General features: G+C 40.9%; 28 protein-coding genes. 23 read left to right on the top strand and 5 right to left on the bottom strand.

Annotated features, from left to right (window positions below):
• Window positions 1-94 precede the first annotated feature (94 nt).
• The 12 genes from AC3ISE_RS13360 to AC3ISE_RS13305 all read left to right on the top strand — a co-directional run bounded on the left by AC3ISE_RS13360 (window position 95) and on the right by AC3ISE_RS13305 (window position 11,299).
• Window positions 95-958: an amidohydrolase family protein gene (locus tag AC3ISE_RS13360; RefSeq protein ID WP_489221373.1), complete on the top strand. Its 864-nt coding sequence runs from the start codon at window positions 95-97 to the stop codon at window positions 956-958.
• 63 nt (window positions 959-1,021) lie between these two features.
• Window positions 1,022-1,867, top strand: coding sequence for a DegV family protein (locus AC3ISE_RS13355; RefSeq protein ID WP_489221372.1), 846 nt, complete (start codon window positions 1,022-1,024; stop codon window positions 1,865-1,867).
• Between the two features lie 11 nt (window positions 1,868-1,878).
• On the top strand, window positions 1,879-2,529 hold the full coding sequence (locus AC3ISE_RS13350) for an HD domain-containing protein (RefSeq protein WP_489221371.1): 651 nt from the start codon (window positions 1,879-1,881) through the stop codon (window positions 2,527-2,529).
• A gap of 78 nt (window positions 2,530-2,607) precedes the next feature.
• Window positions 2,608-3,729 carry a conserved virulence factor C family protein gene (locus AC3ISE_RS13345; protein WP_489221370.1) on the top strand — a complete coding sequence of 374 codons (1,122 nt, stop codon included), beginning with the start codon at window positions 2,608-2,610 and terminating at the stop codon, window positions 3,727-3,729.
• 1,014 nt (window positions 3,730-4,743) lie between these two features.
• The gene (map, locus tag AC3ISE_RS13340) at window positions 4,744-5,490 is read left to right on the top strand and encodes a type I methionyl aminopeptidase (RefSeq protein ID WP_489221369.1); all 747 of its coding nucleotides are present in this window, start codon (window positions 4,744-4,746) and stop codon (window positions 5,488-5,490) included.
• Between the two features lie 187 nt (window positions 5,491-5,677).
• Window positions 5,678-7,390, top strand: a complete 1,713-nt coding sequence (gene ilvD / locus AC3ISE_RS13335; protein ID WP_489221368.1) for a dihydroxy-acid dehydratase — start codon at window positions 5,678-5,680, stop codon at window positions 7,388-7,390.
• A gap of 72 nt (window positions 7,391-7,462) precedes the next feature.
• Complete coding sequence (locus tag AC3ISE_RS13330) at window positions 7,463-7,897, top strand: BrxA/BrxB family bacilliredoxin (protein ID WP_489221367.1); 435 nt, start codon at window positions 7,463-7,465, stop codon at window positions 7,895-7,897.
• Between the two features lie 63 nt (window positions 7,898-7,960).
• A complete protein-coding gene (locus AC3ISE_RS13325) occupies window positions 7,961-8,743 on the top strand; it encodes a class I SAM-dependent methyltransferase (protein ID WP_489221366.1) in 783 nt (260 codons plus the stop codon).
• A gap of 27 nt (window positions 8,744-8,770) precedes the next feature.
• Window positions 8,771-8,896, top strand: coding sequence for a YuzL family protein (locus AC3ISE_RS13320; protein ID WP_083328291.1), 126 nt, complete (start codon window positions 8,771-8,773; stop codon window positions 8,894-8,896).
• Between the two features lie 303 nt (window positions 8,897-9,199).
• Window positions 9,200-9,784, top strand: coding sequence for a YpjP family protein (locus AC3ISE_RS13315; protein WP_489224335.1), 585 nt, complete (start codon window positions 9,200-9,202; stop codon window positions 9,782-9,784).
• A gap of 16 nt (window positions 9,785-9,800) precedes the next feature.
• Window positions 9,801-10,325 (top strand): phosphatidylglycerophosphatase A family protein, encoded by a 525-nt coding sequence (locus AC3ISE_RS13310; protein ID WP_489221365.1) that lies wholly within the window; start codon window positions 9,801-9,803, stop codon window positions 10,323-10,325.
• A 197-nt stretch (window positions 10,326-10,522) separates the two neighbouring features.
• Window positions 10,523-11,299 carry a TerC family protein gene (locus tag AC3ISE_RS13305; RefSeq protein WP_489221364.1) on the top strand — a complete coding sequence of 259 codons (777 nt, stop codon included), beginning with the start codon at window positions 10,523-10,525 and terminating at the stop codon, window positions 11,297-11,299.
• Between the two features lie 54 nt (window positions 11,300-11,353).
• Here AC3ISE_RS13305 and AC3ISE_RS13300 read toward each other — a convergent pair whose 3' ends face one another.
• Entirely contained in the window at window positions 11,354-11,515 is a 162-nt protein-coding gene (locus AC3ISE_RS13300) for a hypothetical protein (RefSeq protein WP_489221363.1), read from the bottom strand.
• A 158-nt stretch (window positions 11,516-11,673) separates the two neighbouring features.
• Here AC3ISE_RS13300 and AC3ISE_RS13295 point away from each other — a divergent pair, with 158 nt between their 5' ends.
• The 4 genes from AC3ISE_RS13295 to AC3ISE_RS13280 all read left to right on the top strand — a co-directional run bounded on the left by AC3ISE_RS13295 (window position 11,674) and on the right by AC3ISE_RS13280 (window position 14,665).
• On the top strand, window positions 11,674-12,390 hold the full coding sequence (locus AC3ISE_RS13295) for an anthrax toxin lethal factor-related metalloendopeptidase (RefSeq protein ID WP_489221362.1): 717 nt from the start codon (window positions 11,674-11,676) through the stop codon (window positions 12,388-12,390).
• A 50-nt stretch (window positions 12,391-12,440) separates the two neighbouring features.
• Window positions 12,441-13,235 (top strand): thymidylate synthase, encoded by a 795-nt coding sequence (locus AC3ISE_RS13290; RefSeq protein WP_489221361.1) that lies wholly within the window; start codon window positions 12,441-12,443, stop codon window positions 13,233-13,235.
• Window positions 13,232-13,714 (top strand): dihydrofolate reductase, encoded by a 483-nt coding sequence (locus AC3ISE_RS13285; protein ID WP_489221359.1) that lies wholly within the window; start codon window positions 13,232-13,234, stop codon window positions 13,712-13,714. The genes AC3ISE_RS13290 and AC3ISE_RS13285 overlap by 4 nt, the downstream gene beginning before the upstream one ends.
• A gap of 222 nt (window positions 13,715-13,936) precedes the next feature.
• Window positions 13,937-14,665, top strand: coding sequence for a lysophospholipid acyltransferase family protein (locus tag AC3ISE_RS13280; RefSeq protein WP_489221358.1), 729 nt, complete (start codon window positions 13,937-13,939; stop codon window positions 14,663-14,665).
• A 16-nt stretch (window positions 14,666-14,681) separates the two neighbouring features.
• Here AC3ISE_RS13280 and trhA read toward each other — a convergent pair whose 3' ends face one another.
• From trhA to AC3ISE_RS13265, 3 genes are all read right to left on the bottom strand, one after another.
• The gene (gene trhA / locus AC3ISE_RS13275) at window positions 14,682-15,323 is read right to left on the bottom strand and encodes a PAQR family membrane homeostasis protein TrhA (RefSeq protein WP_309194082.1); all 642 of its coding nucleotides are present in this window, start codon (window positions 15,321-15,323) and stop codon (window positions 14,682-14,684) included.
• Window positions 15,307-16,407: a sigma 54-interacting transcriptional regulator gene (locus tag AC3ISE_RS13270; protein ID WP_489221357.1), complete on the bottom strand. Its 1,101-nt coding sequence runs from the start codon at window positions 16,405-16,407 to the stop codon at window positions 15,307-15,309. The genes trhA and AC3ISE_RS13270 overlap by 17 nt, the downstream gene beginning before the upstream one ends.
• Window positions 16,408-16,515: 108 nt before the next feature.
• Window positions 16,516-16,734: a hypothetical protein gene (locus tag AC3ISE_RS13265; protein WP_489221356.1), complete on the bottom strand. Its 219-nt coding sequence runs from the start codon at window positions 16,732-16,734 to the stop codon at window positions 16,516-16,518.
• Window positions 16,735-16,849: 115 nt separating this feature from the next.
• Here AC3ISE_RS13265 and ilvA point away from each other — a divergent pair, with 115 nt between their 5' ends.
• From ilvA to AC3ISE_RS13245, 4 genes are all read left to right on the top strand, one after another.
• Window positions 16,850-18,118: a threonine ammonia-lyase IlvA gene (gene ilvA, locus AC3ISE_RS13260; RefSeq protein WP_489221355.1), complete on the top strand. Its 1,269-nt coding sequence runs from the start codon at window positions 16,850-16,852 to the stop codon at window positions 18,116-18,118.
• 100 nt (window positions 18,119-18,218) lie between these two features.
• On the top strand, window positions 18,219-18,470 hold the full coding sequence (locus tag AC3ISE_RS13255; RefSeq protein ID WP_070877898.1) for a DUF2535 family protein: 252 nt from the start codon (window positions 18,219-18,221) through the stop codon (window positions 18,468-18,470).
• 293 nt (window positions 18,471-18,763) lie between these two features.
• Window positions 18,764-19,606: a DegV family protein gene (locus AC3ISE_RS13250; protein WP_154319193.1), complete on the top strand. Its 843-nt coding sequence runs from the start codon at window positions 18,764-18,766 to the stop codon at window positions 19,604-19,606.
• Between the two features lie 119 nt (window positions 19,607-19,725).
• Window positions 19,726-21,021 (top strand): MFS transporter, encoded by a 1,296-nt coding sequence (locus AC3ISE_RS13245; RefSeq protein ID WP_489221354.1) that lies wholly within the window; start codon window positions 19,726-19,728, stop codon window positions 21,019-21,021.
• 241 nt (window positions 21,022-21,262) lie between these two features.
• Here the strand turns inward: AC3ISE_RS13245 and AC3ISE_RS13240 are convergent, their stop codons facing one another.
• Window positions 21,263-21,745, bottom strand: coding sequence for a PCYCGC motif-containing (lipo)protein (locus AC3ISE_RS13240; protein WP_489224334.1), 483 nt, complete (start codon window positions 21,743-21,745; stop codon window positions 21,263-21,265).
• Window positions 21,746-21,882: 137 nt separating this feature from the next.
• On the opposite strand from AC3ISE_RS13240, the gene AC3ISE_RS13235 reads away from it, so the two are divergent.
• From AC3ISE_RS13235 to AC3ISE_RS13225, 3 genes are all read left to right on the top strand, one after another.
• Window positions 21,883-22,839 (top strand): nucleoside hydrolase, encoded by a 957-nt coding sequence (locus tag AC3ISE_RS13235; protein WP_489221353.1) that lies wholly within the window; start codon window positions 21,883-21,885, stop codon window positions 22,837-22,839.
• 109 nt (window positions 22,840-22,948) lie between these two features.
• Window positions 22,949-23,521 (top strand): SCO family protein, encoded by a 573-nt coding sequence (locus AC3ISE_RS13230; RefSeq protein ID WP_489221352.1) that lies wholly within the window; start codon window positions 22,949-22,951, stop codon window positions 23,519-23,521.
• 134 nt (window positions 23,522-23,655) lie between these two features.
• Window positions 23,656-24,450: an SGNH/GDSL hydrolase family protein gene (locus AC3ISE_RS13225; protein WP_489221351.1), complete on the top strand. Its 795-nt coding sequence runs from the start codon at window positions 23,656-23,658 to the stop codon at window positions 24,448-24,450.
• The last annotated feature ends 21 nt before the right edge of the window (window positions 24,451-24,471 follow it).

Genomic DNA, 24,471 nt, shown 5'->3' with positions numbered 1-24,471 from the left:
TCTTCTTGTCTTGTTATTTATACATTCATCATTTAAAAGAAGAAGCCTGATTAATCGGCTTCTTTTCTTATATCCATTCCAAGGAGGATCCTTCATGAAAATCATTGATGCTCATATGCATATTTCTAAGATTCAAAGCTTTAAGCAAACGGCTGAGACATTATCATTTGTTGATTATTCGATTGCCGGCCTGCAAAAAGAATATGAAGCAGAAGGCGTTGTCGCTGCAATAGCCATGGGTGTGACAGAAACAAAACCTGGGGCATTTCCTGATCCGGAAGCTGAAACACCGATGGGAATTGACCTTGATGGTCCGGTTCCAAACGAGTTTTTTTATTGTCCGGGGATCAACCCTAATAAATTGAATGAACAAAACCTGTTATTGCTTGAAAAGTCGCTTCAGAATCCGCAGACTGCAGGAATTAAAATCTATTTGGGGTATTATCCTTATTATGCCTCTGACAAAGTTTATGGCCCTGTATACGAACTCGCAAAAGCCTACAGACTTCCTGTTGTTTTTCACACAGGCGATACATACTCTGAACGCGGACTTTTAAAATACAGTCATCCGCTTACACTTGACGAAGTGGCAGTCGAAAACCGCGATATCCAATTTATGATGGCGCATTTAGGGGACCCATGGGTGCTGGACGGGGCAGAAGTTGTCAATAAAAATGACAATATGTTTGCAGACTTGTCAGGCCTGATTGTCGGCACTGCCAAGGATATTTCAGATAAAAAACAATCAAGATTCTTTGATCATCTTCTTCATGCTTTGTCTTATTGCGAACACTATGAAAAGCTTTTGTTTGGAACGGACTGGCCATTAATTGGTGTTAAGCCTTTTGTAGATTTATATAAGGACATTATTCCTGATGAGCATCACGAGAATTTTTTTTATAAGAATGCACTGAGATTATTTCCAAAATTAAATATGGTTTTAAAAGAGGATTCTTAAATGTCTGTGCTTAATAAAAATAAACGGGGATAGTTTGAATTCTAAACAAAGGGGTAGTCATATATGAGGAGAAAAATTGCATGGGTAACAGACAGCACGGCAAGCATTGATGCGGAGATGAAAGATCATCCGGACGTCTACTGGGTGCCGATGGTCATCTGTATAAATGATGAAGAATATCTTGACGGAGTGAATCTTCAGGCAGATGATCTTTATGCCTTATTAAAAGACTCATCAAATGCCATTACCACCTCACAGCCGCCGCCAGGTGCATTTGTCGAGCTCTATACGGAGCTTGCAGAGAACTATGATGAAATAGTTTCAATCCACTTATCCAGTTTGCTCAGCGGTACATATACTTCTGCTGTGCAGGCTGCTGCTGAAGTTGATATTCCTGTAACTGTGGTTGATTCTTTGACATTATCTGAGCCTTTAACAAGATTAGTTAAGGCAGCGATAAAAATGCATGAATCCGGTCTTGCACCGGATGAAATTGCCGCAAAGCTTGAAACACTTCGTGAAAATCACCGCACATATGTCCTGATCGGCGATTTAACAAGGCTGCACAAGAGCGGCAGAATGTCGGGGACACAATATTATCTCGGAAGTCTATTAAATATACAGCCCATCATCCGCGTAGAATCAGGCAAGCTTTCCACGGCTGAGAAAGTAAGATCAGAGAAAAAAGCGTTTCAGTATATTATCAATCTAATAAAAAATGGAAATCAAAATCACGGCATTCATGAAATAGCTGTTTTATTCAGCTCCAAACTCGACAAATCTTCTAAACTGTATGAAGTCCTTCAAAAAGAATTTCCGGACATTCATATAAAGCTTGTACCGCTCTGCACAACCATTGGAGTTCATACAGGAGAGGATGTCGTGGGCGTGACGTGGTTTGAAGAATAGGAAGTGTCAATATGAAACAAATCACAGAAAACATAGAAAAATTCGTTAAATGCCGTCTTGAAACAGAGGGCACTGGCCACGATTGGCTCCATATTGACAGAGTGCGCAGAACCGCTCTTAATCTCGCAAAAAAATACTCGTGTGATTTAACCATTATCGAGCTTTCTGCTTTATTGCACGATTTAATCGACGATAAGCTGAGCGATGACATCAGGATGAAAACGGATGAGGTTGCCAATCTTTTAAGAGAAGAAGAACTCGATTCTGATTCGATTCAGGAAGTCCTGACCATCATTTCGACCATTTCGTTTAAAGGCGGAAAAAGAAGAGCGGTTTCTTCAATAGAAGCACAGATTGTACAAGATGCAGACAGGCTGGATGCGATGGGGGCAATTGGCATAGCCAGAGTTTTTTCTTACGGCGGTTCAAAAGGAAACCTTATTTATGATCCTGCCATTCCAACACGTGACAGCATGACCTACGAAGAATACCGTACAATTAAATCAACATCGATTAATCATTTTTATGAAAAACTGCTGAAGCTCAAGGATTTAATGAATACAGAAGAAGGCAAAATGCTTGCGCAGCAGCGTCACCAATTCATGGTCGACTACTTATCTCAATTTTTTCTTGAATGGGAAGGACCGAACAGAGGACTATAAGCCGGGTTCTCTAAATGGCATGACCTCTTACAGCTATGTTAGAATGAGTGCAGAGATTAAACAAGGAGTGACATGGCTTTGAATATCAAATCGATTGAACCGACTCCAAGTCCAAATACGATGAAAGTTATATTAGACGAAGAGCTTCCAGGCGGAAAAAGCAATAATTATAAAAAAGAAACGGCAGAAGGTGCGCCGCAGGTTATTCAGGAAATCCTGAAAGTTGAAGGCGTAAAAGGCGTTTATCATGTGGCTGATTTCCTTGCTGTAGAACGCAATGCGAAATTTGACTGGAAGGAAATTCTCCCTAAAGTCCGCGCTGCCTTCGGAGAAAGTGTTGAAGAGGGTGCAGAAAATAAACCTCAAATCAACGAGCATTTTGGAGAAGTGAATGTGCACATTCAAATGTTCAGCGGAATCCCGATGCAGGTGAAGCTTTCAGATGGGGAGACTGAAAAACGATTTGGACTGCCGGAACGCTTTCAAAAAGCCGTCCTGCAGGCTCAGCAAAATGCAGATAACGTCGTTCTTGAAAGAAAGTGGAATGAACAAGGCGTCAGATATGGAGATTTTGATGAAATCGGGAAAGATGTCGTGGAAGAGCTTCAGGCTGCATACAGCGATGAACGATTAACAAAAATGACAGAAGCCCTTCTGCAAAAAGATAAAGCAGAACCGGTTCCTGCCCGTAAATCTTATGAAGTGGTCCCTGAGATGCTTGAAGATCCCGATTGGACAGTCCGCTATGCCCATCTGGAGCAGATGAATCCGAAAGAAAGTGATTTGCCGGTTTTAGACAAAGCGCTGAATGACGAGAAAGCGTCTATACGCAGACTTGCTGCTGTCTATTTAGGAATGATTGAAGAGCCCTCAGTTCTTCCGTACCTGTACAAAGCTCTGAAAGATAAATCTGTAACGGTCCGGAGAACAGCGGGAGATTGTCTCTCAGACATCGGCGACCCAAGCGCCATGCAGGAAATGATGCTTGCCTTAAAGGATAAAAACAAGCTTGTCAGATGGAGAGCGGCCATGTTCCTCTATGAGGTTGGCGATGAAAGTGCACTGGAGGCCTTAAAACAAGCTGAAAATGACCCTGAATTTGAAGTCAGCCTCCAAATCAAAATGGCCATTGAACGTATAGAAGGCGGAGAAGAAGCAAAAGGCTCTGTCTGGAAGCAAATGACGGAAAGCAGAAAGTAAGAAGCAAAGACTAAATCATCTAAAGTGATTTAGTCTTTTTGTGAGTGGAAATTTAACATATTAGCTGGTCTGATCCTGGAATGAGCGAATCAAAGTGCCCGTATGAGTACACAAATCAGTACAATTTGAGGAAAAGTAGAAACAAAGGGTCTGTATGAGTACACTATTCCATTCAAATCGAAAAAAAGTGGAATCAAAGAGTCTGTATTGATTCCACAAATCTGTTCAAATCGAATAAAAGTGGAAACAAAGAGTCCGAATGATGCCACAAATCCATTCTAATCGAAAAAAAGTGGAATCAAAGAGTCTGTATGATTCCACAAATCCGTTCAAATTGAAGAAAAGTGGAAACAAAGAGTCTGTATGATGCCACAAATCCATTCAAATTGAAATAAAGTGGAAACAAAGGACCCGTATGATTCTACAAATCCATTCAAATCGATTAAAAGTGGAAACAAGGACCCGTATGAGTCCACAAATCTATTCAAATCGAATAAAAGTGGAAACAAAGGACCCGTATGATGCCACAAATCCATTCAAATCGAATAAAAGTGGAAACTAAGGACCCGTATGATTCCACAAATCCGTTCAGATCGAATAAAAGTGGAAACAAAGGACCCGTATGAGTACACAAATCCGTTCCGATCGAATAAAAGTGGAAACAAAGAGTCAGTATGAGTACACAAATCCGTTCCGATCGAATAAAAGTGGAAACAAAGAGTCTGTATGAGTACACAAAACCATTTAAATCGAATAAAAGTGGAAACAAAGGACCCGTATGATTCCACAAATCCATTCAAATCGAATAAAAGTGGAAACAAGGACCCGTATGAGTCCACAAATCTATTCAAATCGAATAAAAGTGGAATCAAAGGGCCCGTATGATTCCACAAATCCGTTCAAATCGAATAAAAGTGGAAACAAAGAGTCCGAATGATGCCACAAATCCATTCAAATCAAATAAAAATGAAATCAAAAGCAGGAAGATTAGGAGCAAATGAGGAGATAATAAAAATGATCATTTTAAAAAGCGAACGAGAAATTAACCGGATGCACGAGGCAGGCAAGCTCCTGGCTGCATGTCATAAAGAAGTTGCGAAACTAGTTAAACCAGGTGTCACGACACTTGAAATAGATGCATTTGTAGATAACTATTTAAAAAAACATGGAGCGACAGCCGAGCAAAAAGGCTATAAAGGGTATGAATATGCAACTTGCGCTTCTGTAAATGATGAAATATGCCATGGATTTCCCAATAAAAAACCGTTAAAAAACGGGGACATTGTCACAATTGATTTCGTGGTTAATTTAAATGGCGCATTGGCGGATTCAGCTTGGACTCATTCTGCAGGCAACCTGTCAGAAGAGGCGCAAAAATTAATGGATGTGACTAAAACAGCCATGTACAAAGGGATTGAGCAGGCGGTCATCGGCAACCGTCTCGGTGATATTGGTCATGCCATACAGTCTTACGCAGAAGGAGAATCTTTTTCTGTCGTGAGGGACTTTACCGGCCATGGCATCGGAAAAACTATGCACGAGGAGCCGACGGTGCTTCATTACGGCAAACCAGGCAAGGGGCTAAGGCTGAGAGAAGGAATGGTCATTACAATCGAGCCAATGTTGAACGCTGGCACTTGGTATTCTAAAATGGATGATAACGGCTGGACAGCACGCACCGTTGACGGCAAACTGTCCGCTCAGTATGAACACACGGTAGCGATTACAAAAGACGGCCCGCTGATTTTAACAGAACAATAAAAACATGTATGAAGCGATTCTCTGTGAATGATAAACAGAGGTCGCTTTTTTATTAATGATAAGCAATTGATCATACAGAATTTTAACATTTTAAGATAATATTTTTGTAAATTATGCGAATATTGTTGAAATACTAAAGAATTCGGACTATAGTATATAACAATACAAATTTAACGGGGTGATGAAAGTGAGCAAAAAAGATCTTAGAATCAAAAGTAAAGTAATCAGCGACGATATGAAACGAATGCCTAACCGCGCCATGCTTCGTGCGGTGGGACTTCAGGATGAGGACTTTCAGAAGCCGATGATCGGCATCGCCTCTACATGGAGTGAGGTCACTCCTTGTAATATACATATTGATAAGCTTGCAGAGCTGTCTAAAAAAGGTGTTAATACGGCTGGCGGAGCGGGAATGATTTTTGGCACGATTACCGTGTCTGACGGGATTTCAATGGGAACTGAGGGTATGCGCTACTCTCTTCCAAGCCGTGAAGTTATTGCAGACTCGATTGAAACAGTTGTGGGAGCTGAGAATTTAGATGGATTTGTTGCAATCGGCGGCTGTGATAAAAACATGCCGGGCTGCATGATCGCCATTGCACGTGCAGAGGTGCCGGCTGTTTTCGTATACGGCGGCACAATTAAACCCGGCAGATTAAACGATAAAGATATTGATATTGTTTCTGCATTTGAAGGTGTAGGCAAATTTAACAATGGCGATATTGACAGTGAAGGATTGCATCAGATTGAATGTCATGCGTGTCCTGGTGCAGGATCATGCGGAGGTATGTATACTGCAAATACGATGGCATCAGCCATTGAAGCTATGGGTATGAGTCTCCCTGGAAGTTCATCCAACCCTGCTGAATCAGAATTTAAGCAAAATGATTGCTATGAAGCGGGACAAGCTGTTTACCGCATGCTGGAACAAGACATTTACCCTAAAGATATTATGACGAAAAAAGCATTTGAAAATGCCATCACAGTTGTCATGGCTCTTGGAGGATCTACAAATGCCATTCTTCATCTTATGGCAATTGCCCATTCCATTGATGTAGATTTATCTCTTGAGGATTTTGAGCGTATTCAAAGAACCGTTCCTCACATCGCAGATCTTAAGCCAAGCGGTAAATACGTGATGCAGGATCTGCACGAAGCCGGCGGTGTGACTGCCGTAATGAAGCTGTTGCTTGAACATGGCTTGCTGCACGGAGACTGTTTAACGGTAACAGGCAAAACAATTGAAGAAAATCTTAGAGAGCAGGAAGGCCTGAAAGAAGGTCAAAAAGTTATTTATCCGCTTGAGCAGGCATTGAGAAAAGATGGCCCGCTTGTTATTTTAAAAGGAAATCTCTCACCAAGCGGAGCGGTTGCCAAGGTTTCCGGACTGAAAGTAACGAAGATGACAGGCCCTGCTAAAGTGTTTGATACAGAAAAGGAAGCAACAGAAGCCGTCTTAACAAATGAAGTTGTTGCAGGCGACGTGCTGATTATTCGCTACGAAGGGCCAAAGGGAGGTCCGGGAATGCCTGAGATGCTGTCTCTATCCTCTATCATTGTAGGAAAAGGATTAGGGGAGAGTGTTGCCCTTCTGACAGACGGACGCTTCTCAGGAGGGACTCATGGCCTTGTAGTAGGCCACATCACTCCTGAAGCTCAAGTAGGCGGACCGATTGCTCTTGTGAAGTCAGGCGACTTAATAACTGTAGACAGTGATAACCGCGAGCTGCACCTCCACGTTTCAGACGAAGAACTGGCAGAAAGAAGACTTACATGGTCTGCTCCGCCGCTTCGCAAACGCGGAGTGTTAGGGAAATACGCCAGAACGGTTTCCTGTGCATCTCAAGGTGCAGTTACAGATGCATTTGAAGATGTAAAGGAACCGCAGAAAACACACTGAGGCTCGGCTGTTGAATTGTCATTCCTCCTGTAGTATTCTTTTACTACATGCGGATGTTTAGGAGGAATGACTATGTCAATGGCATATGAAGAATACATGCGTCAAATGGTGAAGCCAATGCGTGCTGAACTGTCAAACGCAGGATTTAACGAATTAACCACGGAAGATGAAGTAAAAGAATTTATGGAATCTGCGGAAGGAACAACATTGGTTGTTGTGAATTCTGTCTGCGGATGTGCAGCGGGACTTGCAAGACCGGCAGCCACACAGGCTGTTATGCAGGCTGAGCATGCACCGGCAAATCTTGTTACGGTTTTCGCTGGACAGGATAAAGAAGCTACAGCTGCGATGAGAGAGTACTTTGAAGGCCATGAACCTTCATCTCCTTCAATGGCATTGCTTAAAGGAAAAGATGTCGTTCACTTTATTCCACGCCACGAAATTGAAGGCAGCTCAATCGAACATATTATGGATAATCTGCTGCATGCATTTGAAGCTAATAAATAATGGAAAGGATGCCTGATAGGGCATCCTTTTTTATGAATGAAGAAAGATACGGAGTGAAAGACTTTGATTGTAACAACAGCAGGCAGGACAAATCCCGGCATGATTAAACTCGCAGAAGAAATTTCTTTAGATTTAAACGCTGAATATAAGGCCCGTAAGAAACGTTCTGTTGATAAAATGAAGGAAGAATATCATTCGGATGTGCTTGTAGTAGGGAAAAATCGGCTTGAACTACATGAGGCAGGAAAAGCGGATCCTTTTTTCTTTCATCCAAATTCAGCCATGTTCCGTCTGAAAAGATTAAAAAAAGGGGAGAGCGATCCTCTCATTCATGCTGCAGATTTAAAAGAAGGTGACCGGTTTTTAGATTGCACATTGGGACTGGGATCAGACAGCATTATAGCCAGCTATGCAGCGGGTGATACAGGGAAAGTTACCGCTGCAGAAGCGAATGATCTTGTTGCATATCTTGTGGAAAAAGGACTAAGCAAATGGGAAACAGGAATTGCCGAATTTGATAAAAGCATGCGCAGAATACAAGTTGTGGGAATGAATCATTCCGACTACTTGCGTTCTCTAGACACAAACTCATATGATATTGTGTATTTTGATCCAATGTTTGAGGAGCAAATAGAAGAATCACATGGGATAGAGCACTTAAGATCCCTGAGTGTGCATGAGCCTTTATCAGAAGAAATTTTGAAGGAAGCAACACGTGTAGCAAAAAAAAGAGTCGTTCTAAAAAATCATTGGAAAAGTTCCTCATTTGAAGCACTTGGCTTTCAAGTTTATAAACGAAAATCAGCAAAATTCCATTTTGGTGTGATAGAAATAACAGATTCGTGAAAAATAGGATGAGGAGGTGCTCATCTAATGTCAAAACGAAAAAGTGACCCATCAAAATCACAGCTTGGTTCTCCTGAAGTAGAAGGTCAGGGAACAACAGTCAGTGAAACTGGCCGCAAGCAGTCTTCAGCAAATAAAAAGCAAAAACAATAAGCAGTAAAAAACTCATGGCGGGCGCCATGAGTTTTTTCAATCTGTAATTTCTGCGAAAATAAAATATGCCAGAGTCACGAATGATGCAATAATAAACACTGATTCAAAACCCATTTTGATTCACTCCAATAGTGTGAAAGTATTTTATTTCCAACATCCCCTTTAGTGTAAACTTTTTCATATCTTTTTAAAACCCTTTTGAGGCAATGGATTTTCTTTTTTGCGAAAAATTTCTATAAATTTAGAATTTATCTATGATAGAATAATATTATAATAGGAAGACTGGGAGGAAGACATAACATGATGAACAAATGGATGCGGAAAACGCTTGTCATCTTATTTACAATTGCAACCTTCGGAATGGTTGCTCCTCCAGCTGCCCTCACAGTCGAGGAACATTCCTCTGAAGATTCAACCGCTAAATTAACAAACTCAGACAAACATTTCTTCACCGATGAAACCGCTTACTGGCAACAGCCCAAAGAAAACTGCCTATCAACTTTTGTAGCAGCTGCCGAGGTTCAATCCTTTCAGAAATTCGGAGACAAAATCGGAACCGTCATAGAGGATGAATTCAGACAGATCATTCTTCCGAAGATGGAAGAAGCGATTAAACAATATGTTGATGAGTACTCTGATGAAGATATCAGGGATTTGGCAATCTCAAAGAAACCTGCAGACGGAAAAGGCGAGAAAATTTTTCACTTATATAATAAACAAACGGGACAGGATGTCCTCAGATTTCATGTCCGCCGCGATCATCCGCCAAAGCAGGGATATTGGTTCAACTTTCACTATCACACGCACCATGATTCATTTCAAAAGCATCATGAACTTGGCAGCATCTACTGGAATCAGAATATGCCGCCGAATTGGATGACACATTAAAGGGGTGCAATGTCCATTGAGCAAATACACAATCGATGAAATGGTGATAACGACGAAAGAAATGCTGAATGACAGGGGTGTTACATTAGAGGATATCGCTGATATTGTGATGACACTTCAGCGAAAGTACATTCCGAATATAACGCTTGAAGATTGTGTGGAAAATGTAGAGAAGGTTTTAAATAAACGGGAGATTGTACATGCCGTTTTAACAGGCCTGGCACTTGATCAGCTTGCTGAACAGAAACTGCTGCCGCAGCCGCTGCAGCATCTTGTTGAAACAGATGAACCTCTTTATGGCATTGATGAAATCATACCGCTTTCCATCGTAAATGTATACGGCTCTATCGGCTTGACCAATTTTGGTTATTTGGATAAAGAAAAATTCGGCATTATCAAAGCTCTGGATGAACACAGCGGAAATCGTGTCAATACATTCCTTGATGATCTTGTTGCAGCCCTTGCAGCTGCTGCTGCAAGCAGGATGGCACATCGGGCCAGAGATATTGCAGATGGCAGACAGACACAGGCAACAGTATAAAGATTCAAATGCATGAAATCATTTCATGCGTTTTTTTTGCTTTCAGTATGAAACTTTTCGTCTGCCCAAACGTATAGGCAAAAGGAAGATATCGAATAAAGATGTATATTTTATGACGAAACATCAAAATACTTAACAAGCAATCTTTTATTCAGTATAATGAAAAAGTTAACGTAATGTTTAGGAGGAAATGGTAGATGTCAATTTTGCAAGGAATGCTTGACACGTACGCACAATTTTTCAATTGGGAAATGTGGGGAGAAGTTCTTACTGATCCAGTTGCATGGGGACTTATCGGTACATTAGTAATTCTCGAAGGGTTATTATCAGCAGATAATGCTCTTGTACTGGCTGTAATGGTTAAACATTTACCTGAAAAACAGCGGAAAAAAGCTTTATTCTATGGTTTGCTTGGAGCATACATCTTCCGTTTCATTGCAATCGGTGTCGGTGTATTCTTAATTAAACTATGGTGGGTTAAGATTCTAGGTGCAGCATATCTTGCATGGCTTGCTGTAAAATACTTCATGGATAAATCAAAAGAAAATGCTGAAGGTGAAGAAGAGCACGGCGGTATTAATAAAAAAGGTATTCTTATTCGTCTTTTCGGTACATTCTGGGGAACAGTTGTTGCAGTTGAATTAATGGATATTGCATTCTCTGTAGACAGCGTTCTTGCAGCATTCGGCGTCAGTGAGCAGGTATGGGTTCTTCTTCTTGGAGGAGTTCTAGGTGTTCTTATGATGCGTGGAGTTGCAGGAGTATTCCTTAAATTGATTGACAAAGTTCCTGAACTTGAAACAACTGCGTACATCTTAATTGCACTTATCGCAGTGAAAATGGGATTAAGTGTCGCTCACATTCATATTGAGCACTCAGTATTCTTCATTATCATCCTTGTGATGTTTGCAGGTACATTTGCTCTTAATTATTACCGTAAAAAAACTAGTCACAGCAACAGCACTGGCGTTTAATCCGTCAGCATAAAAAAGCCGCACCCTGCGGCTTTTTTTATTTGTCTTCTTTTTCTAAAGGATTCCCCTGAAATACAAATAAAAAATGGAGATCAGTCCGATTGATGTCAGTCCGTCTAACACCATATAGCTTTTAAGCGTCATAACTTCAATTACTTCTTGAGTCAGCTCCTGCCGCTGTCTATAAGGAATATTCCTGTTAATTAACATCCTCATGTTTTTCACCCAATTTCCATGATAATTTCCATCATATGGTGAAGTTGGCATAAAAGTTACAGGGTCCAATGTCTATTCGGCAAAAAATCAATATGTTACTATTTTCATATATATATTGTTCGAAACAGTCAGAAAATCCTTCTAGGAGTTATACATATATGACAAAAATCAAACTGCTTGCTCTCATCATTTCGCTATCAGCGATGTTTTCAATCTATCAATATGTTTTTGCAGATGTTCCCTCAGGCAGTCTTCTTGAAAATCATTCGCTTTCTTCTAAAGTATCGCTCTCATCCGGCTCAGCGCTTAACAAAATGGTTTACTTACCTGATCAATCCTTTTCAGAGCAGGCTGCAGAAGATATGGTGAACCATTTAAATCAAGTTCATCCTGTTATTTTGGAAAAAGCAATGCAGCACAACGTGACAATCAAACTATTTACAGGGAAGCTGACCGAAGAAAAGGGGCTAGAGCACTTAAGAGGACTAACTCCAAAGGGACATTCAACCAAATCCGACTGGGACAGCGTGCCTGGAATGACAGAAGATAATCGAGTCTTCGTCAAGATAGGACATAGTCAATTTGGGAGGGGCCATGGTTCTGTTTCTCTGGAGCTTCATGAGTTTGCGCACGCCGCTGACCGGAATGTGTTTGCAAACATTAGGAAGAGCCCTTTTTATTTAAATATATGGAAACAGGAGTCCGGCATGCTTTTTCCAGGCAAAACATACTTTGAACGTTTTCCTGAAGAATATTTCGCAGAGATTTTTGCGATGTATTATTTGAATGAAAAAACAAGAGATGAGCTGCGTGAAAAAGCTCCGCTATCCTATCGATTTATTTCCAAACTTCACAAAACGGTAGAAAACGAGTGAAACTTCCTATACAATTATCTCTAGTATCTATACGAAGGAAGTGTCTTTAAATGAAGCAATATTTGGACTTATGCAAGCATGTGCTCGAATCAGGATCCGTGAAAGAAGACCGGACAGGAACTGGAACAATCAGCACATTCGGATATCAAATGAGATTTGATTTAAAAGAAGGATTTCCTCTTTTAACAACGAAAAAGCTTCACTTGAAGTCAATCATACATGAACTAATCTGGTTTTTGCGGGGAGATACGAACATCAAATACCTTCAGGAAAATGGAGTGCGCATTTGGAATGAATGGGCCGATGAAAATGGCGAGCTTGGTCCTGTTTATGGACATCAGTGGCGCTCATGGGCAGGGGCTGACGGAGAGACGGTTGACCAAATTGCAAAGGTGATTGACCAGATTAAAAACAATCCTGATTCACGCAGACTTATTGTCAGTGCATGGAATCCTGCAGATGTCGATAAAATGGCACTGCCGCCATGTCATTGTTTTTTTCAATTTTACGTAGCTGACGGCAAGCTGTCCTGTCAGCTTTATCAGCGCTCTGCAGACGTTTTCCTTGGTGTTCCATTTAACATTGCATCCTATGCTCTGTTAACGCTGATGGTAGCCCATGTGACGGATTTAGAGCCGGGTGAATTTGTTCATACATTTGGAGATGTGCATATTTATAAAAATCATCTTGAGCAGGTAGACCTTCAGTTAACACGCGATGTGCGGCAGCTTCCAAAAATGAAACTGAATCCTGCTGTAAAATCCATTTTTGATTTCACATATGAAGATTTCACTTTAGAAGGCTACGATCCTCATCCTCATATAAAGGGAGCGGTCAGCGTATGATTTCCATGATTGTGGCAATGGATAGAAACCAATTGATCGGGCGCAACAATGATCTTCCTTGGCGGATTCCGGCAAATCTTGCTTATTTCAAGAAGATTACGATGGGGCATCCGATATTAATGGGAAGAAAAACGTTTGAATCAATCGGAAAACCTCTGCCCGGAAGAGAGAATATCGTCCTCACAAGAAATGATCAGTATTCACAAGAAGGAATCAAAGTCATTCATTCTTTGGATGAAGTGCTTGTAAATGAAGCTTATGCAGATCAAAATCTCTTTATCATTGGCGGGGCTGAAATTTTTAAAGAGTGTCTGCATTCAGCGGACAGACTGTATGTGACGAAAATAGATGAAACGTTTGAGGGAGATACTTATTTTCCTGAGTTTAAAGAAGAGCAATACAAAATCATTCATCGGGAAAAAGGTCCAAAAGATGAAAAAAATCCGTATGACTATGAATTTATCGTTTTTGAAAAATAGAAGATGCAATCAACAGTCTCTCGCTTGACGAGAGGCTTTTCTTAAAAGATAAGAAAGTATAAAATTTTGCGCTTTGATGGCAAGCGGAGTCGCCCAACTCCTCGGCCAGAACGGCTCCGCCAGTAAAGGCAAAAAGCGCCTTTACTGGCGGAACCTTATCTGTCTGTCGGAGCTAAACGGGCGATTCCGGTTTTCTTGTGCACAGCTGGAGGAAGAAACACGATGTTGAGAATGTTATTTACCGTTATTTACGGAATTGGATATTTAATTTACAGTTTGCCGACTTTAAAAAGAGTCAAGAAAATAGACCCAAGGCTATCTGTCCAAAAAAAAGATGAAGCTGTCCATGAGCTTCCAAAAAACTGGGCAAGGTCACTCGTTCGTTCCTCCGGATCAACTGTAAGTGTAAAAGGGGAAGAAAACATGCCGGCAGGGCCAGTCCTTATTGTCAGCAATCATCAGAGCAATTTTGATATTCCGGTGCTGATGAGTTCACTGAAGAAGCCTGCAGGTTTTTTATCTAAAGTGGAAGTGAAAAAAATGCCGTTTCTTCCTCAGTGGATGGAAGTGATGAATTGTGTGTTTGTTGACCGCAAAAACAGAAGACAGGCAGTGCTTTCTCTAAAAGATGGCGCAGAAAAATTGAAAGCAGGACATTCCCTGATTATTTTTCCGGAGGGCACAAGAAGCAAGGGAGAAGATTTGGCCGAGTTCAAAACAGGTGCCTTGCGCATGGCAGCGGGCGCAGGCGTCCCAATCGTTCCTGTTGCTATTGACGGGACCTATGACATCATGGAAAAGCATGGCGGCTGGAGGTTTAAATCTTCAAACGTCAAAGTAACAGTGTGCGAGCCATTTTTTCCAGAAGATTATACAGGGAAAGATTTAAAGAAAACGGCTGAAGAATTAAGGCTTACAATCGCAAAAACTCTCAGGAGGCTAAGCCTCTGAGAGTTTTTTGTTTATCTTATATAAATGGTACATCCGGTACATAGAACAGAACACAGAAAAACATGGCTGCACTGCCCGCTAAAACGAAGCCGTGCCAGATGGCGTGATGATAGGGGATTCTTCGCCATACATAGAAAATCGCTCCAATCGTATACAGCAGTCCTCCAGTAAGCAGAAGCGCAAATCCCTCAGGACTTAAAAATGCATACAGCGGTTTAATGGCGATAATAATCAGCCAGCCCATCAGGATATAGGCGAGAGTTGATAAAATAACAAACTTCTTAACAAAGAAAATTTTCAGCACGATTCCTGCGATTGCAAGTCCCCAAACAATACCAAGCAGGGTAAAACCCAATGTTCCCCTGAGAGGCACAAGCAGAAATGGTGTATATGTGCCTGCAATCAGCAAGTAGATGGCGGAATGATCCAGAATTTCAAAAACATCCTTTGCCTTGCGGTGAGGTATGGCATGCAGCAAGGTTGAAAAGAGATATAAAAGGATCATCGTTGCGCCAAAGATTGAAAAGCTGACAATATGCCAGGCGTCCCCATATTTAGAGGCAAAAATAATCAGATAAACCAGTGCCGGTATACTGAGCAGGACACCGATCCCATGTGTTATCGCATTTGCAATTTCTTCTTTAATCGAGTATTCCATTTTGCACTGCCTCCTTTTGCATGGTTTGCAGATTTTCGGTTAAGGACTGAAGGAAATCAAGGCCTTCGATGGTTATTTTCGTTCCGGCCCGTCCCCGCCCTTTTGTCACATAATCATTCTTCTCGAGAAAATCGAGTCGATGCCTCACCTGCTGAGGGGTTAGGGGATGACGTGAATTCTTGCTGCTGTCAGAGATCATTCTCCGGCTTGCAGGCTCTCCGTCCTCATTGCTTGAACGGATGGATTCCAGAATAAAAAGATACTCCTGTTTATCCATAAGAGTCAGCGGCTTATCCTTTTGATTTTTAGGGTCTTTTTTCTGTTTGGCAGGCTCCTGCGTCATAAACGGATCTTTAGGAAGATCGTGCAGCTGGATGGAACGGCCGTCACAGACTGTGAGTAAATAATCCATTGTATTTTTAAGTTCCAGCACATTTCCAGGCCATTGGTAGTTTGTGAGAATGTCCAATACCTTTTTATCCATGCGGATGTCCTGGCTCCGCTGTTTAATAAATGAAGCGGACAGGATTGGAACGTCGCTGCTGCGTTCGGTTAAAGACGGCAAGGTCAGCCTTAATACGTTAAGATAATAGTAAAAGTCTTCCCGCAGTCTGCCTTCTTCAATTAAAGATGTTAATTGTACAGCGGATGATGCAATGATCCGGACGTCCACTATGACGGATTTGGATGAGCCAATTTTCTGCACTTGTTTATCCTGCAGGACGCGAAGCAATTGGGCTTGAAGCTTGAGGCTCAGGCTTGAAATTTCTTTTAGAAAAATAGTTCCGCCATCGGCTTCTTCAAATAGTCCTTGTTTATGATCATTTTCATTGCCGAAAAGCTCATATTCAAGGGCATCTTCTGAATATGTACTGCAGTTAATGGCCGCAAACGGCTTTTCTGACCTTTCAGACTCATGATGAATGGCGTGTGCAAACATCTGTTTGCCGCTGCCGGTCGGTCCTTCTATAATAATCGGCAAATTTGCTTTTGCGAGCTTTTTGGCGAGAAATTTTTTTTCAATGATAAGTGGATGTTCTCCAATAATATCTTCAAAAGATGCATATTTTTCGATGACTTTCATCTCCTTGAATGATTAATTGGTTTTATTATAACACCCAAACACAACTAAATGGAACCAATAAAATTAATTTTTTGATTTTAAATTACAAATAGGATTGGTGCATTTTCATCAATACCTTTTTAATTTTTCTACTAATCGCCTGAATTGAGAGGGGTTTTCAAACTGTTCCTCTGACCAGTTTTCTTTGATCCACTGAGTTAATTCATGTGCTGAATTAAAAACCTCACCGCTTGTATCCTCTTTTCTGATCATAAAACGCCCGTTGTCTTCATCTGCTACGACAAGACACGGAAGCGCTCCGCCAGGAGACTTTAGTTCGAATTCCATAAGAAAAACCTCCAATGTAAAGAAATTATGAGAATTTTTTAATAATAACTTTTAATTTCGAATATTCATGATATAATGTTCCAATTAAATCATTGATGCAGAAAGGATTTTACCGATGAAACAAATGATGAATCTTGAACCATCCCTTCATGTGGCAGACATCTTAAAGGCGCACCATTTGTTGAAAGATGTTGTTATTCATACACCTCTTCAAAAAGATGAACGCCTTTCTGAAAAATATGATTGCAATGTTTACTTGAAAAGGGAAGATCTTCAGATTGTCCGTTCTTTCAAGTTAAGAGGCGCCTATAACAAAATTAAACAGCTGACGAAAGAAGAAACCGTTAATGGTATTGTTTGTGCCAGTGCCGGGAATCATGCACAGGGTGTGGCGTATTCCTGCAAGCAATTGAATATTCACGGCAAAATCTTTATGCCATCCACAACCCCAAGACAAAAAGTTTCCCAGGTAGAGCTTTTCGGACGAGGGCATGTTGAAATCATTCTAACGGGCGATACGTTTGATGATTCATACAAAAAGGCAAGAGAATGCAGTGAATCCGAGGGAAGAGCCTTTATTCATCCATTTGATGATTTAGAGGTTATCGCAGGGCAGGGAACGATTGCAATTGAAATTTTGAATGACTGCGATGCAGAGCTTGATTACGTGTTTGCAAGTATTGGGGGAGGCGGACTGATCTCAGGCATCGGAACTTATTTTAAACAAGTTTCCCCGGGCACAAAGATCATTGGCGTTGAACCTGAGGGCGCCCCGTCGTTTGCGGAATCGATTACAGCAGGTGAAGTAATAGAGCTCGACAATATTGATAAATTTGTTGACGGAGCAGCAGTGAAGAGGATTGGAGATCACAATTTTTCAATCTGCAGACAGACAGTGGATGATCATATCCTTGTGCCAGAGGGAAAAGTTTGCACCACCATTTTAAGTCTGTACAATGAGAATGCAATTGTTGCCGAACCTGCAGGTGCTCTTCCAATCGCAGCACTTGATTTTTATAGAGACGAAATCAAAGGCAAAAATATTGTCTGTATTGTGAGCGGAGGAAATAATGACATTGGCCGGATGCAGGAAATGAAAGAGCGCTCGCTGATGTACGAAGGCCTTCAGCACTATTTTATTGTGAATTTTCCGCAGCGTGCAGGCGCCCTCAGGGAATTTCTTGATGAAGTGCTTGGTCCGAACGATGACATTTCCAGATTTGAATATACGAAAAAGAATAATCGCGACAGCGGTCCTGCATTTGTCGGAATTGAGCTCAAAAACAAAGAGGATTACACGGGCTTGCTGAATAGAATGCAGCGAAAAGGTTTTCCATTTACTGAAGTAAAAAAAGACAGCAGTCTATTTCATCTTTTTATCTAATTTAAGATAAAAATTTTAGCCGGGGGTGACACAATTAGACAGACTTCTGCATATGGTTGGGTTATAATATAAGAAACGGGTGAAAAAGAGGATTGATAACTTGTTATTCAAGAGCCTAGAGTTCAAGCTGTTAAATGGACATAAGGTAAAAATCACAGATATTCCAGTATTGGAGGAAGATAATCAATACCGATTTCTCGTTCAAATCCGCCTGCAGACGTTTTTATCAAAAATCACCTCACAGAAGCATCCAAATGATGTCTATTCGTTCAGGGATTACTTAAAAAAATCAATAAAGTGGCCAGATTATGAAGCCATTTATCAACCAGTCATTTTAAAACATAACGCATAGCACACCGGAAGACCGCATTAACAATAGCGGTCTTTTCTTCTTTTTAGGCTCTTTTCGTAATTTTATACCATATATAAACCGTGAGTGGATTGCAGCGGAAGGAACGGACAAGTTTATCATTAAAAACAACAATCTATGCGAAAACTGCCTTTTTTAATGAGAATAAAATATCCATTTTATTTAAAAGCTAAAAATGGGTTTTCCATAAGAATTGAAAGCAAATAAGATTGAAACATCTTTAATTGAGGGTATAATACAAGATAGTTAGTTAGATTAATAGGGAAGTGATACCGTTGACAAAGGTTAAAATTGTGACTGACTCCACAGGAGATCTTAGTCATGAGATGATTGAAAAATACGATATAAAAGTAGTTCCGCTGACGATCGTCATCGACAATGAATCGTACCTTGACCGTGTGGACATAGAACCGGAAGAATTTATTAAAAAGATGAAAGATGCGGACGAGCTTCCGAAAAGCTCGCAGCCGCCTGCTGGAAAGTTTGCAGAAGTATATGATGAACTCGGTGCAGACGGCAGCAGCATCATTTCTATACATATGACAGGAGGCATGAGCGGCACCGTTCGTTCAGCCGAAAGTGCAGCGGGTATGACTGATGCGGATGTTACGGTCATCGACTCCATGTTTATCTCAAGAGCACTTGCTTTTCAAGTGATTGAAGCCGCAAAAATGGCCCAGGCGGGTGCCTCTAAACAGGAAATCCTCGACCGGATTGAACACATCCGCAAAAACAGCCAGCTTTTCGTCACGGTTGACACGCTTGATAACCTTGTTAAAGGCGGAAGAATTGGCAGAGGAAAAGCGATGATCGGCTCCCTTCTTAATATCAAGCCGATTGCGTCACTTGCTGATGGTGTCTACACTCCTGTAACAAAAGTGCGCAGCCACTCACAAATTGTTAAATTTCTGGCCAAGCAGTTTGCAGAAGATGTGAAAAACAAAACAGTAAAAGCGGTTGGCATTGCGCATGCAGATTCCCTGGCGCTTGCAACAAACCTTAAAAATGCTCTGCTTGAAATGAATGCAGACTACCCAATTGATATTTGCTATACAACACCTGTTATTTCAACACATACAGGTCCAGGTGCTATAGGATTTATGTATTTTGCTGAATAGGGCTGAAGAACGCATGGAGAAATCCATGTGTTTTTTGTGCGTATTATAATGATTCAAATCTAGTCAGGCGGAAGTTTAATAAGAAATAGAATTAGGTTTATAGAGAGGCAGGTTAGTTTATGTTACACAAAAAAAGTGCAGAAGGGTTAGACGTTCAAACAGCTTCGTTACAAAGCTACATTCGTTCTTCAGAAAAACAAAAAACACTATACAACCGTACATTATTTGTTGTCGGTATTTCTCAAATTTTTGGTGGTGCAGGATTAGCAGCAGGAGTTACTGTGGGGGCACTACTTGCACAGCAAATGCTTGGTACTGATGCGTTTGCTGGAATTCCTTCAGCTCTATTTACTTTAGGGTCAGCAGGAGCAGCTTTATTTGTTGGGAGACTTTCTCAACGTTATGGACGTCGTATAGGTCTGACAGCGGGTTTCATGATTGGTGGACTTGGAGCGATAGGAGTCATAATTGCAGCAATTATGAATAGTGTATTTCTGTTATTTACTTCCCTGCTTGTTTATGGTGCAGGGACAGCAACAAATTTACAAGCCCGTTATGCTGGTACGGACTTGGCGAATAGGAAACAGCGAGCGACTGCTATTAGTATTACTTTGGTTTTTACAACTTTTGGTGCAGTTGCAGGTCCAAATTTAGTGAATGTAATGGGGAATTTCGCTCTCTCTATCGGTGTTCCGTCACTTGCAGGTCCTTTCATTTTAGCAGCAGCGGCATATGCCTTAGCAGGTGTTGTCCTTTTCACCATGCTTCTTCCAGATCCATTAGTTTTAGCTAGATTGATAGAAGCATCAAACCAAGAACTTAGTGATAAAGGACATTTAGCAACAACTGAAAATACAGAAAACAAAAAAGGCATAATCGTTGGTGCAGCTATTATGGTTCTTACTCAAATTGTAATGGTAGCTATTATGACAATGACACCCGTTCATATGAGACATCATGGACATGACTTGGGTGCAGTAGGTCTTGTTATTGGGTTTCATATAGGCGCCATGTATCTCCCTTCGCTGGTTACTGGTATCCTTGTTGATAAGCTGGGGCGTACTGCAATGGCTATTGCTTCTGGAACTACATTGCTTATGGCAGGTTTAATAGCAGCATTTGCACCAGGAGATTCTATGGTTCTCCTAGTCATTGCTCTTTCTTTACTTGGATTAGGTTGGAATTTTGGCTTGATAAGCGGGACTGCACTTATTGTTGATTCTACTCAAATTTCTACCCGGGCCAAAACTCAAGGTACTGTGGATGTTTTGATTGCGTTGTCAGGAGCTGCAGGCGGAGCCTTATCGGGAATGATTGTGGCAGGTTCAAGTTATCCAGCATTATCATTTGCTGGAGGGATTTTGTCCTTATTACTAATTCCAGTGGTAATATGGTCTCGTAAAGGTAAAAAATAAAAATCTATGTTTTACGAAAACAGTATTTTCTGGAGAGTGCCATAAACAGCAATGTGGGCGACGGCAACTCATTCTAAATTAAAAGCTCTTTTCGTAAATATTGTTGCTATTAGATAGATGTTAAAAAACCTTAGTGGAGCGGAAAGGAACGGGCATCATTTGTAATGAAAAACAACAACCTATGCGAAAACAGCCAAATCAAAAAACGGATTTCCCGCCGGGAAAATCCGTTTTTTTCTGCTTAAACTTCAGGTACCTTCGTTTCTGTCGGTCCTGCATAACCCTCTTTATACTGCTCATCAATCATATCGCGCACATCTTTCATTGACATGCCTTTTTCATGTTCGATTATAGCTTTTGCAGCAATTTCAAGGCACACTCCGCATTTTGTTCCGTGATCATCCCAAATGATGGCCCCGTTTTCTTTGCGTTCTTTAATGAAACAATTTCCATTATCTTTGTGACCGGCTGATTCACCGCATCCGCAGTAGCATGGCATGTAGCTTAATAGCTCTTCATGCTCTGCAGCTGCCTTATACAGGGTTTTGATTTCATCAGGCTGTTCATTAAGAAAGGAGGGGAGGACAGATGCTGACTTCGTTTCTTCCTGAATATCCCCATTCTTATTAAAGGAGGAGTGGCCGCCGTGTTCGTGTTTTTCTTCACTGCTGCCGTTTTCCTGACACGCTGTTAGTAAAACAGAACCTGCCAAAAATGCTGTCATGACGAATTGAACGCTTACTTTCAAAGGAATTCACCTGCTTTAGTTAGATACTCATACTCTATCATATCTGACCGCTTCAACAATTGAACAATTTATGAATTCCCATCACATATAGATATATATAAAGGGGTGTGGGGATGGCTGCTAAAAGAGTTCTGTTCTTTGGTGATTTCGGCGTGGATGATATCGTTGCTTTGATGTACAGCTATTATGATAATGAAACAGAAGTGATCGGCATTGTTGCGGATTATGGAAATGTATCCAAGCAGACAGCCATAAACAGCGCACGATATTTTACAATGCTGACCAAGACAAGCAATATTCCAATTATTGGCGGGGCAGCAAGACCGCTTACTGGTGAAAATCCTGTTTATTATCCTGAGGTACATGGTGAACAGGGGCTTGGTCCGATTGTTCCTGAGATTGAAGCTTCCCAAGGTGATTTTGAAAATTTTGAGCTGATCCGCAGCCTTATTATTCAGTACAATTATGATGTAACCATTGTGAATGTGGGCCGTTTGACATCTCTTGCAACTGCTTTTGTTTTATTTCCGACAGTGCTTGGCAAGGTTAAAGAGATTTTTGTCATGGGAGGGGCGTTTCTTTATCCGGGAAATGTATCACCGGTTGCGGAAGCAAATTTTTACGGCGATCCCGCTGCAGCAAATCTGGTGATGACCGTCGCAAAACGAGTCACCATTTTTCCGCTGAACGTCACCAATTATGCGATCATACCTGAAGAGGTGATTAGCGATTTAGATCAGTTTTATCAGGAAAACAACGATAAAGTGGGAAAACTTCTTAAACCGATGATTGACTTTTATACAAATTTTTATAAAAAAAATACGCCGGAAATAGCGGGCGGACCTTTGCATGACCTATTGACTCTTTGGGCTGCAGTGAGGGAAAATCAAATCACATTTGTAGAAAAACCTGTGAAAATTATTCTTGAATCTGAATATGCGAGGGGGCAGAGTATAGCAGACTTCAGACCTTATCAAACACTTGCTGATTACCCCATTCACCGGATTGCGGTTAAATTTAATTATGACGCTTTCTTGGCTGATTTTATCAAGGTCATGAAGGGCGGATAAATGTGTCGATCTGTTGAACGGTGAAACCACTTTCAAGCATATGCTTCCCATTCCTTGAATGTTTTGTTAAACTTTTCATATTGGATTAAAAGGAAAGGTGACACCTTCAATGAAAAAACATTACATACTATTATTTGTACTTGCTATTACTCTTTTAACAGGATGCGGCTCAATCGGAATTAAAGGTGCGCTTAATTATGAAATTGATGATTTTTCCTACATAAATCAGGATGGGAAAACGGTAGGTTTAACTGACCTAAAAGGGGAAGTATGGGTAGCGAATTTTATTTTTACAAGCTGTGATACGGTTTGCCCGCCAATGACAGCACATATGACCGAATTGCAGAAACAGCTGAAAGATGAGGGATTAGATGTGCGTCTAGTATCCTTCAGTGTAGATCCTGAGGTTGACACGCCTGGAAAATTAAAGGAATTTGCAGGCAGATATCCTTTATCCCTTGAAAATTGGGATTTTCTGACCGGATATTCTCAGAAGGAAATCGACAATTTTGCTAAAAGCAGCTTCAAAACAATCGTTCAGAAGCCAGAAGGACAGGATCAAGTCATTCACGGCACGCTGTTTTATTTAATTGATCAGAACGGCAAGGTTATGAAAGACTATGATGGAGTAGAAAATGTAGCTTATGATGAAATTATTGAAGATGTAAAAAAAATAAAATGAGGTAAATATCCGCTGCTTGCGGATTTTTTTATGTCTCGCGTTTGAAAGTTCAGCAATATTTAACCACTCGTTTTTCGCTGTAACTGTACGCAATTACATGATATAATCATAGGCTAAAACAACGATGAAAGGGGATGATGACGATTCGAAGCCTGTTTATTTTGTGTTTGGGATTATTGATGCTGCTCTCCGGCTGTGATGCCTTTTCAGGAAAACCTGCTGATGTGGCTTCAAAACCGGTTAATAATAAAGAGTATCTGATGAAGGAACCCATCCCCAAAAACTTTGTTCCCAGTAATTTAAATGTAGTTGCTATAGGGGATTCTTTAACAGCTGGAGTAGGCGATGCCGATAATAACGGCGGCTATGTCGGCGATGTCAGCGATCTTCTGCAGCGGGAAGAAAACATTTCGTCTGTTGATGTGTCCAATTTTGGAGTCAGAGGTCATAAAACGTCCGATTTAATAAAAGTTCTGGGGAAAGAAAAAGTCATTGAAAAATTGAGAGATGCCGACATCATTTTGATGACCATCGGCGGAAATGATATTATGAAGGTTACACGCAATCATATTATGAATCTTGAACTTGAACCATACCGCAAGGAACAGCCTCTGTTTGAAAAACGGTTCAAAAAAATCATTGATACAGTCCGCATAGCAAATCCTGATGCAGTCATCGTTTATACAGGTTTATATAACCCTTTTAAATTTATGCTTCCTGAGCTCAGTGAAATTGATACGATTGTGGAAGAATGGAACCAGGCTTCAAATCGTATTATTATGAAAGACGGCAACGCCATATTCGTTCCGACGGAAGACCTTTTTTCTTCTAAATCGGTTGGGAAACTTCTTTATATTGATGAGTTTCATCCGAGTGAAACAGGGTATTCATTAATAGCAGACAGGGTATATTCAAGTCTCTCAGACTAGATTTAAAAAGATTGGATGATT

This window comes from Metabacillus sp. KH_069 (assembly GCF_057838075.1).
The sequence above is the reverse complement of the archived record's forward strand: the minus strand, read 5'-3'. Positions and strand labels throughout refer to the sequence as shown.